This window comes from Arthrobacter sp. TWP1-1 (genome assembly GCF_049897845.1).
Taxonomy (GTDB): domain Bacteria; phylum Actinomycetota; class Actinomycetes; order Actinomycetales; family Micrococcaceae; genus Specibacter.
The window spans coordinates 175,499-184,753 of sequence record NZ_JAFCXC010000007.1; the positions used below are offsets into that span (position 1 = coordinate 175,499).

Sequence of the window (9,255 nt, forward strand, 5' to 3'; positions counted from 1 at the left end):
CCGATGAAATTACTGTCCCCCTGCGGTTGCCGTTGGTGTTGCTGAAGGTTCGTCGGCAGGACCGGTGGAGGAGACGTAATAGGCCACCGTGGACCCTGTCTCAAGCTGTGTTCCTGCCGCAGGAGTGGTGCGAATGACGACGCCCTTTGCCACGGTGGCCGAGGCCTCTTCGATCCGGTTGGGAATGAACCCTGCGGCAACAAGTGCCTGGTCGTAAGCATTGCCCTCCTGGCCAACGGAGGAGGGAACAGCGGCCGTCGCGGGTCCCTTCGAGACCGTCACGGTGACGGTGGATCCTTCAACAAGCTTCCCCGTTGGGGTAACTGCCATCACGGTCTCTGCTGCATATGTATCACTGAACTCGTCGACGCGTTCCACATTCAAGCCGGCCAATAGACCTTCAACGTCTGCGAAGGACTTGCCAACCAGCGCATTGCTGATTACTTCAATTTCTTTCGGTTTCGGGGCCTCGGTGGTTGGGTCCGGCGTGTCACTTGGCGTAGGTGCCTCGGACGTCGTTGGCGGGGCCGTACTGGGACGCTGACTCGTGGTGGTCGAGGGCGACGTTGTCGGGGCCGGGTCATCATTGTTCCCAAGGAGTCCGGCGCCCTGCAGCAGGAGCGCCCCAACAGCAAACACGAGCAAGATCAGGAGTCCAATGAGAGGCCACGTCCAGGGACTCCGGCCCTTCTTGGCTGGCTCTTCCACAGCTTCGTCATCATCTGTGCTGAGCAAATCATGCGGCGCCTGCTCTGCTTGCCAGGCGCGCTCTGCGCCAAGTATCTCTGCGCGAGTGGGGCTTGAGGACTGTACATCCGGAACGACAGCAGGCAGCGCCGTGGTTGTGGGCTCGGCAATGTTTCCAACAACCGAGGTAGGCGCTGTGGCATTGACGTCAACCGGTGCCGTGATGGGGCCGGTTGTCGCTTCGAACAACAGCATGCCCGGAACCGCTGCGTGGGCCTTCTTGATATCGCCTTCACGGATTGCCTCTGCCGCCTCTGACAACTTCAAGGCATTTGCCGGGCGGTTTATTGGTTCCTTGGACAGCATGGACATCAACAGCGCGCGTACGGGTACCGGCAGGGTGTCTGGAAGCGGTGGAGGAGCATCATTTACCTGGGCCAGGGCAATCGCAATCTGGGATTCGCCCGAGAATGGCCTGTGTCCGGTAATGCACTCGTAACCAATAACACCAAGGGAATAAATGTCACTTGAACCGGTGGCAATCTGTCCAGTAGCCTGCTCGGGCGCCAAGTACTGAGCCGTTCCCATGACCTGACCGGTCTGGGTCAACGGCACCTGGTCAGCCAAGCGTGCAATGCCAAAGTCGGTGATCTTGACCTTGTCTTCCGGCGTGATGAGCAGATTGCCAGGCTTCACATCACGATGCACAAGACCCTGAGCGTGGGCCACGGCCAGGGCGCGGGCAGTCTGGGCAATCATGGACAGGGTCCAATCGGCCGAGAGTACACGCTCACGCTCAATCAGTGTTGACAGCGGCTCGCCGGGAACAAGTTCCATGACCAGGTAGGCCGAACCATCCTCTTCGCCGTAGTCAAAGACGTTGGCGATGCCTTCGTGGTTGAGCAGGGCGGTGTGCTTGGCTTCGGCGCGGAAACGGGCACGGAAGCCGGGATCCCCCGTGTATTCGTCCTTGAGGATCTTGATGGCAACTATGCGGCCCAGGACCTGATCCTGTGCCCGCCACACCTCGCCCATGCCGCCAATGGCAATGCGTGATGTGAGTTGGAACCTGCCGCCTAAGGTGATACCAGATATAGGCCTCACTTGTTCAACACCGCCTTGAAGAGTTTACTTGCGTTGGGACTTGTCAATTGTGCTCCAGTGGCCACGTCAACCTTCGGCATGACGATTGTGACCACGACTTCTGGGTCGTTGGCCGGGGCAAAGCCGGTAAACCATGCGTTGTTGAGCATTACTCCACTTTCTGTGAGGCCGAGTTCTGCCGTACCGGTCTTGGCCGCTACCTGGACACCGGGAACAGCCGCAGCCGAACCAATGCCGTTATCAACAACGCTAACCATCCAGTCCTTGATTTGGGCTGCGACTTCCGGCGTTGTCGACTGCCTGAGTACTTCGGGCGTAAGTGAGGAAACGGTTTTGAGATCAGGCGTCCGGACAGTCTTCACAAGGTTTGGGGCCATCTGCTCGCCACCATTGGCAATCGCCGCCGTCATCATGGCGATCTGCAATGGTGTGGTTCGGACATCTTTCTGACCAATAGCACTCTGTGCCAGGGATGGTGCATCCAAGACGCCATCGCTACCAGGAAAACTGCTGGCGGTAACCCGGGCGGGGAACTCTAGCGAATTGTCATTGAAGCCGAACTTCTCAGCTTCGGCGGTGATCGCGTCCTGCCCCAGATCCAAGGCGATACTGGCGAATGGAGTGTTGCAGGAGTTTTCCAAGGCGAAGGCAAAGCTTGCCTTGTCCTTGGTGTAGCACTGGCCGTTGGCATAATTCGGCAGCGCGTAGTCGATGCCAGGGAACGTCAGCTCGCTAGGGTTGGGAAGTATGCTGTCCTTGTTATATTTTCCCGATTCCAAGGCTGCCGCGGTGTCGATGATCTTGAAGACAGAGCCTGGCGCGTAAGTCTCCCTGTAGGCCACCGAGCCGTAGAGGTTAATCCCCGGAACGGCGGTCAGGGACTTCATGGAGGCGGCGAAGTCATTCTCGTTGTGGGTGGCCATCAGGTTCGTGTCATATGAAGGCTTGGAAACCATGGCGATGATGGCTCCGGTCTTGGGATTCATGACCACAATGGAGCCGCCGACATCATCAGGGATCATGTCAAAAGCCAGCTTTTGGATGGACGAGTCGATAGTCAGTTCAACTGAACGTCCCTGCTGCTGCTCGCCAGTGAAAGCCTGGGCAATTCGATCGAAGAGGGCCGAATCGGAGTTCCCTGTCAATTCATCCCGCATAGCATCCTCGACACCATACTGTCCGGAGAACTTACTAAAGAAGCCGGTCAGCCCGGCGTACAGCTCCGGATCGTTGTAGGTGCGCTGGTACTTGCAGTCGGTTCCGCTGGGAACTGATTCAGCGATGGCCTGCCCATCAACAAGGATGGGTCCTCGGTTACTGCAGAAAGTTGCAATAAGTTGACGGTTGTTCTGTGGGTTCGCATTGAGCGAATCGGCGGCGAAGAATTGCACGTAAGAGACGGCGCCAAAGAGAAGCGCAAACAAGGCAACGGCTACTATCCAGGAATTTCTGATCGCTAGATTCATGGTGAGGAAACCTCCTTGCGTGTCTGTACGGTATCCGGCTTAGGGCTCGGCGGAGTCGCTGGGCCGGTTAGGTCGATGGGACGCCGTGCGGCGTCGGAAATTTTAAGTATGAGGGCCACGATTATCCAGTTCGCCAACAAGGATGAGCCACCGGCGGCTAAGAACGGTGTTGTGAGGCCGGTCAGGGGAATGAGCCGAGTGACACCACCGATGATGATGAAACATTGCAGTGCGACTGCGAATGACAATCCCACCGCAAGTAGCTTCCCAAAGGCATCGCGGGTACCCAAGGCTGCGCGGAATCCGCGCGCCACCAGGAGAGCATAAAGGCACAATATGGCGAAGAGTCCGATCAGACCGAGTTCCTCACCAATGACCGCGATGATCATGTCGCTGTTTGCCACAGGCAATTTCTCGGACGTGCCTTGGCCAAGTCCGGTACCAAACAGTCCGCCATTGGCAAGGCCGAACAATCCTTCAACAACCTGGAAGCTACCAAAATCTGCGCCAATGTATTCGGGGTCGAAGGCGTTGACCCAAACGTCGATACGGCGGGCGACGTGGGGGAAAATTTGATAGGCCGCTACGCCACCAACCGCAATGAGCCCGACACCGATCAAGATCCAGCTGACCCGGCTGGTTGCCACATAGATCATGACCATGAATAGACCAAAGAACAAGACCGAGGATCCCAAATCTCGCTGAAAAACTAGCACGCCGACGCTGGCCAGCCACGCCACGATCATGGGCGCCAGATCGCGGCTTCGCGGGAGCTGCAAGGGGCCGATCTTCTTACCGGCCAGGAGGATCAAGTCCCTATTTGAAGATAAATACCCTGCGAAGAATATAGCCAAGGTGATTTTGGCAATTTCGCCTGGCTGAAAAGTGAAGGGGCCGATGGAAATCCAGACCGTGGCGCCGTAGACACTGCCAGCCGAGATCCCTGGAACGAGCGGCAGGATTAGCAGGACGACTGAAACCAACAGTGAAATATAGGTATAGCGGCGCAAGATTCGGTGATCCCGTAAGAACCACATCACCGCTATGGCTGCAACAACAGCAAGGCTGGTCCACATCCACTGGCGTGTTGCCGCAGTATCACCCGAGGTGATGTCAAGGCGGTGGATGACAGCCAGACCAATGCCGTTCAGGGCTACGACTACAGGCAATATGACCGGATCGGCATATTTCGCCCGAATCCTCAGAACAACGTGGAAAACTAGGGAAAGCGCGGCCAAAATAGCGATTTGTGTATAGAAGTCGTTATCAAAACTGCGGCCAAGATTAAGGTTCACCAGTGCATTGGCCATGGCGGACACGCCTAGGGCAAGGACGAGCAGAAAGAGCTCGGTATTGCGGCGCGGTTTTTCCACCGTCAGTAATTGGCTCATTTTCCACCTCCGGGTATGCAGCTTGCTTGTGCTGTTGGCGACGTAGTGCTGCCAGCAGAAGGACCGGTTGTACCCGAGGGTATGGCGGTCGGCGTGGCTTTTGCCGATGGTGTGGCCGTTGCCGACGGTTTTGTAGTGGCTGTCGGTTTTGCGGTGGATGTTGCGCTGCTTTTCGGAGTTGCAAGCAGTTCGCACGGGGGGAGGCTCGAACCGGTGCCTAGCTGGAGGTCACTGATGATCTGTTCAGCGTCACCGAGTGTTGGCGCTGGCACGGTATTTGCCACTAGCTGTTGTGAGTAGGCGGGCAATGAGACAACCTTAACGGTTGTTTCGCGATACAGGTGGGATAGCGATATTGGTCCAAGCGATTGTGAAACGCCTTGATAGATGGCCACATTTCCGTCGGCAGCACCCACAAAATACTGGGTCTGTGTCCACGCATAAGCTGCCCAGGAACCGGCAACTATGACTAAGGCCGTTAACCCGCCGATTATGGCGAGCAACCACGGACGGCGGCGAAGGCGAGGTAGTGATACCTCGGTGTCTTCAACCAGTGTGGTGGATTCCGCTGTCGGTTTGTGGGTCAACACCGTGGCTGCCCGCGGGATGGCGGGATGCCTGGCCAGCTGCGGGATTTTGCCCTCTGCATTTGCTGTCACGGCCGCGCCAACGAGTTGATGTTCGCGTGCAGCGAGCTCTTGGCGGACCGCTTCCGCACGAACGTATGAATCGAGGGATTCAGGTTCACTGTCGATGGCCGGGTCGGCGTCAGCATCGTCCCCGGCATCAGAAACGACGAGGGTCTCCGATTGTGACTCCGGCGAGTCTCCGACGTCGTCCGTTTCATCCGGCGGTAGCGGAGCCTGGGTGGTGGCATCCATAGCAGCTGCCGGCACCGTCTCAAGCGCAGCTGTCTGGTCCGGAACATCCTCAGCGATGTCAAAAACCACTACCGTGACATTGTCGGGTGAACCGGCAGCCAGCGTTAGATCGATCAAGGTCTCAGCGGCGGACGTCAGCGACTTGGTGTTGCGAATGACCTCTTCGACCATTTCGTGACGGACAAAGTTCAGGCCATCCGAGCAAAGCAACCAGCGGTCGCCGGGGATAGCGTCGAAGTACTTGAGGTCAAGCTCGGGCGAAGCATCAACATCGCCAAGCACGCGCATCAGCACGTTCTTGTGTGGGTGAACCTCGGCCTCAGCCTCGGTCATGCGCCCCTCATCGATCATGCGCTGCACGAATGTATGGTCGGTGCTCAGCTGCTCAAAGACACCGTCACGCAGTCTGTACGCACGGGAATCACCTATGTGTGCGTAGGCAAGTCTGTTCCCGGAAAGCAACAGTGCTGTGACCGTGGTGCCCATGCCAGCCAATTTGGGGTTGACGTGAACCAGCTCAGAAAGCAGGGAGTTCGCGCTCTGAATCTCATCCGCAAGGTGGGTTCCTGCGTCATCATCATGGAGATTGTGATCAAGGTGGATCAGGTCCAGAACCGTGGACGCGCTGGCAACGTCACCGCCGGCGTGGCCACCCATGCCGTCAGCGACAACTGCCAAATACCGGCCCGCATAGGCTGAATCGTCATTCTTTGCCCTGACCAATCCCACGTGGGATCGGGCTGCATAACGCAGAACTAGCGGGTACTCGGCCATACTCACGGCCTCAATTCGATGACCGTTTTGCCGATCCGCACAGGGACCCCGATTTCCACAGGGAGGGCGCGCGTCAATGCACTGCCACCGAGGAATGTTCCATTGGTGGATCCCAAATCTTCAACAAACCAGCGGGTGCCCTGTGGAAATAGGCGAGCGTGGCGTCCCGAAGCGTAGTCATCCTCAAGCACTAAGGTGGCATCCTGAGCTCGACCCAGCAAAATGGGTGTGCCGGAAAGCTCCAAAGTGGTGCCGGCAAGTGGGCCCTCGGTGACCACCAGCTGGCGGGCCTGTACCTTCGCTGGTGGAGTTTCTTCGACCAGCTCAGGGTGCCTGCGCGCCTGGCGTGCTGTAGGTTCCCCCACTTTGGCCTTCCGGCCGATGACTAGGTCCCGGCGCATGGCTGCGACAACACTGAACACCATGATCCACATGAGAACCAGAAATCCGAAGCGCAAAATTGTGACAACGAGGCTTAGATCATTCATCGGGAGCCTCCGCTGCGCGCCGGCACTACACGGAAAGTTATCTGCGTACCTCCCATGGTGATGTTTGATCCGTCGTGCAAATCTGCGGTGCCATGGACGCGGCGGCCGTCAACATAACTGCCATTGGTTGAACCAAGGTCAACAGCCGTGCTGGTGCCGTCGAGAGTGCGGATTTCCAAGTGCTTGCGCGAGACGCCGGTGTCGTCGATGAGAATGTCGGCCTCGGAAGACCGGCCCAGAACGATCGACGCCGCGTTGAGTGAGTATCGCTGACCGTCAATGTCCAGCACTGGCTGTCCACTAGCTCTGGCCGGAGCGACTGGCCGTTTGTAAACAGCTGCCGGTGCTTGTGCAGCTCCGGGGTTCTGACTTGGCCTGGCCGGTGGGGTCACCGGGGCCTGTGGCCGCTGGGTTTGTGCGGGCGCGCCATTTTCCTTCTCGGTGGAGGAACGAACCTCGAATTGGCCCGACCGCAGGTCTTTCTCATGGGTAAAGGCAACCCGGACGGGACCCTGAAGCACGTAACCCTGGCTGCGTGAGTGGTTGATAACCACATCGCAAAGCTCTTCGGCCAGGGTGACGCCCCATGATCGGGCTCGTTCGAAGTCGGCGTCGCCCAACTCGATGTTGAAGACGTTCGGGGCGAGTGTTCGCCCTGCGTCCAGTGTCATGGCCTTGTCATCGAGCTCCCGGCGAAGGGCGCTGGCCATCTCAACCGGCTGGAGGGTCTTGGAACCCAGAGAGAAGGCACCACGGACGGCCTTTTCAATGCCCTTCTCAACGTTGTCAAACAATCCCATGTGCTCTCCTCCCTTTCAGTTCGATTCCGCAGTCGTCAAGCTGCGCTAGTAACGGCTCTCTGCCGCGCAATTCGAGGGCGCTACCTGTCGGTTGTCCGCACCGCGGGCAACGCTGTTCAAGGTTGATACTACTGCCGGTGCCTTTGAATATACCTATCACTTGGCTTGGATGTGGCAAATTTCCTACCAGGGGAGGGGATTGCGCAGACTGGCCCAGATGGGCCGAAATCCGCGTGGTTTAGCGATATTCAGGCCCTTCGAGGCCACTAATCCGGGGGCTGAGAGCCCCGTTTTGGTTAATTGGCACAAAGTCCTATATGCTTGATCTCGCTGTTCCACTGAATGTTGAAAACAACTCAACACCTAAGTGGATTGCAAAAAACGCGCGAGTGGCGGAACGGCAGACGCGCTGGCTTCAGGTGCCAGTGTCCGAAAGGGCGTGGGGGTTCAAATCCCCCCTCGCGCACGTTTTTGAAAGATCCCCGGTAAAACCAATGGTTTTGCCGGGGATCTTTTGTTTAATTCATCAGTTCAGGGCCCATAGGGCGTATAGGACGAAAAGTCTGAGGCTCGGGTGTGTTGCAGGTGGGTCCGCCCTGCAGATCCGTGGTTTAGGGGGCCTGCCAGATTCGAGTGTGCCGCCGCCCTGCGCCCCACGTTCCAGAATCACAGGGCACCTTGGCGCAGGGAACGGCAGTACTCAATCGGACAGAAGATAGTGCCATTTCTGCCGCTGTCGATGCAGCGAACATCAGTGCCTATATATAGGAGTGAAGTCATCGCATTTAGTGACCTATATATAGGAGCATCTGGCGGGTGCTCCACAGCCTTCCCTGCGCCAGCGGATCACTGCAGCATAGGATCAAGGAATGAAGAAACTATTGATCGGCATTGGCATTCAGCTTGGTAGCTCCGCAGTGGCCATCATTATTGCTGCGATGCTCCTCCCGCGGTTCAGCCTTGGACTTGGTGGATTCCTTACGGCAGTCGTCATCTTCACGATCACCCAATCACTTTTGACTGGCTTTGTGGCCAAGTTGGCCAGCACGCATGTGCCCGCACTTGCCGGGCTCGCATCGCTTGCCTCAACACTGCTGGCCTTGATCATCGCCAACCTGCCCTTTGGCGGCATCAGGATCCATGGCTTCCTTACCTGGATCCTGGCCGCGCTGATTGTTTGGGCGATTACTGGACTCTGCGCGATGTTGGCACCTAAGTATTTGCTGAAGGTTGCCAGCAGCTAATATCGCCGGCGACCCAGAATCCCGCACAGGAATCGGAGAGCACTGTCTCCGGGGGCCCGCCCCTGGGGCCCTGTGGATTTGCGTGCCAGCGAAAAGGTGTGTATTGTTTTTCGAGTTGCCCCGCTTGCTGCGGGTGCGAAAATCCTGAGTTTGTGTGGCCGGTTTGTTCCGGTCGTTTTGCATGTCTTGGGTGGTTGTTTGGCTCGTTTCGGGTTGAATGGCGGCGGGTTTATGGATTTGCTTTTTGAAAGCTGGTTCGGTAAGCTTGCAAAGTTGCCCTGGCACTGATCGTCAAGGATTTACCTGTTGTTTACGGGTTGTTTTTGGTGTGTGGCTGGGAGCGGTTGTTGTTTGAGAACTCAATAGTGTGCCAAGTTTTATTGATACCAATTTATTTATATTGAATTGGTTATTTGGTTT

The 9,255-nt window shown here is 57.2% G+C and carries 7 protein-coding genes and 1 tRNA gene; 2 read left to right on the forward strand and 6 right to left on the reverse strand.

Annotated features, from left to right (window positions below):
* Positions 1-9: 9 nt before the first annotated feature.
* From ACP7B9_RS13495 to ACP7B9_RS13520, 6 genes are read right to left on the reverse strand one after another with little or no spacing between them, the layout of a single operon-like run.
* The gene (locus tag ACP7B9_RS13495; protein WP_425864159.1) at positions 10-1,791 is read right to left on the reverse strand and encodes a protein kinase domain-containing protein; all 1,782 of its coding nucleotides are present in this window, start codon (positions 1,789-1,791) and stop codon (positions 10-12) included.
* Positions 1,788-3,257, reverse strand: a complete 1,470-nt coding sequence (locus ACP7B9_RS13500; protein WP_425864161.1) for a peptidoglycan D,D-transpeptidase FtsI family protein — start codon at positions 3,255-3,257, stop codon at positions 1,788-1,790. The genes ACP7B9_RS13495 and ACP7B9_RS13500 overlap by 4 nt, the downstream gene beginning before the upstream one ends.
* Positions 3,254-4,648 carry an FtsW/RodA/SpoVE family cell cycle protein gene (locus ACP7B9_RS13505; protein WP_425864162.1) on the reverse strand — a complete coding sequence of 465 codons (1,395 nt, stop codon included), beginning with the start codon at positions 4,646-4,648 and terminating at the stop codon, positions 3,254-3,256. Before ACP7B9_RS13505 ends, ACP7B9_RS13500 begins: the two co-directional genes overlap by 4 nt.
* Complete coding sequence (locus ACP7B9_RS13510) at positions 4,645-6,303, reverse strand: protein phosphatase 2C domain-containing protein (RefSeq protein WP_425864176.1); 1,659 nt, start codon at positions 6,301-6,303, stop codon at positions 4,645-4,647. Before ACP7B9_RS13510 ends, ACP7B9_RS13505 begins: the two co-directional genes overlap by 4 nt.
* Before the next feature lie 2 nt (positions 6,304-6,305).
* A complete protein-coding gene (locus tag ACP7B9_RS13515; RefSeq protein WP_425864164.1) occupies positions 6,306-6,791 on the reverse strand; it encodes an FHA domain-containing protein FhaB/FipA in 486 nt (161 codons plus the stop codon).
* Positions 6,788-7,591, reverse strand: coding sequence for an FhaA domain-containing protein (locus ACP7B9_RS13520; RefSeq protein ID WP_425864165.1), 804 nt, complete (start codon positions 7,589-7,591; stop codon positions 6,788-6,790). Before ACP7B9_RS13520 ends, ACP7B9_RS13515 begins: the two co-directional genes overlap by 4 nt.
* A 383-nt stretch (positions 7,592-7,974) precedes the next feature.
* Between ACP7B9_RS13520 and ACP7B9_RS13525 the strand changes: the two genes are divergently transcribed.
* Positions 7,975-8,057, forward strand: a tRNA-Leu gene (locus ACP7B9_RS13525).
* 403 nt (positions 8,058-8,460) lie between these two features.
* A complete protein-coding gene (locus ACP7B9_RS13530; RefSeq protein ID WP_425864166.1) occupies positions 8,461-8,835 on the forward strand; it encodes a phage holin family protein in 375 nt (124 codons plus the stop codon).
* The last annotated feature ends 420 nt before the right edge of the window (positions 8,836-9,255 follow it).

Excerpts from the sequence above, each read along its gene's own strand:
- ACP7B9_RS13500 (WP_425864161.1), bottom strand. The coding sequence starts at position 3,257 with ATGAATCTAGCGATCAGAAATTCCTGGATAGTAGCCGTTGCCTTGTTT.
- ACP7B9_RS13505 (WP_425864162.1), bottom strand. The coding sequence starts at position 4,648 with ATGAGCCAATTACTGACGGTGGAAAAACCGCGCCGCAATACCGAGCTC.
- ACP7B9_RS13510 (WP_425864176.1), bottom strand. The coding sequence starts at position 6,303 with ATGGCCGAGTACCCGCTAGTTCTGCGTTATGCAGCCCGATCCCACGTG.
- ACP7B9_RS13515 (WP_425864164.1), bottom strand. The coding sequence starts at position 6,791 with ATGAATGATCTAAGCCTCGTTGTCACAATTTTGCGCTTCGGATTTCTG.
- ACP7B9_RS13520 (WP_425864165.1), bottom strand. The coding sequence starts at position 7,591 with ATGGGATTGTTTGACAACGTTGAGAAGGGCATTGAAAAGGCCGTCCGT.
- ACP7B9_RS13530 (WP_425864166.1), top strand. The coding sequence starts at position 8,461 with ATGAAGAAACTATTGATCGGCATTGGCATTCAGCTTGGTAGCTCCGCA.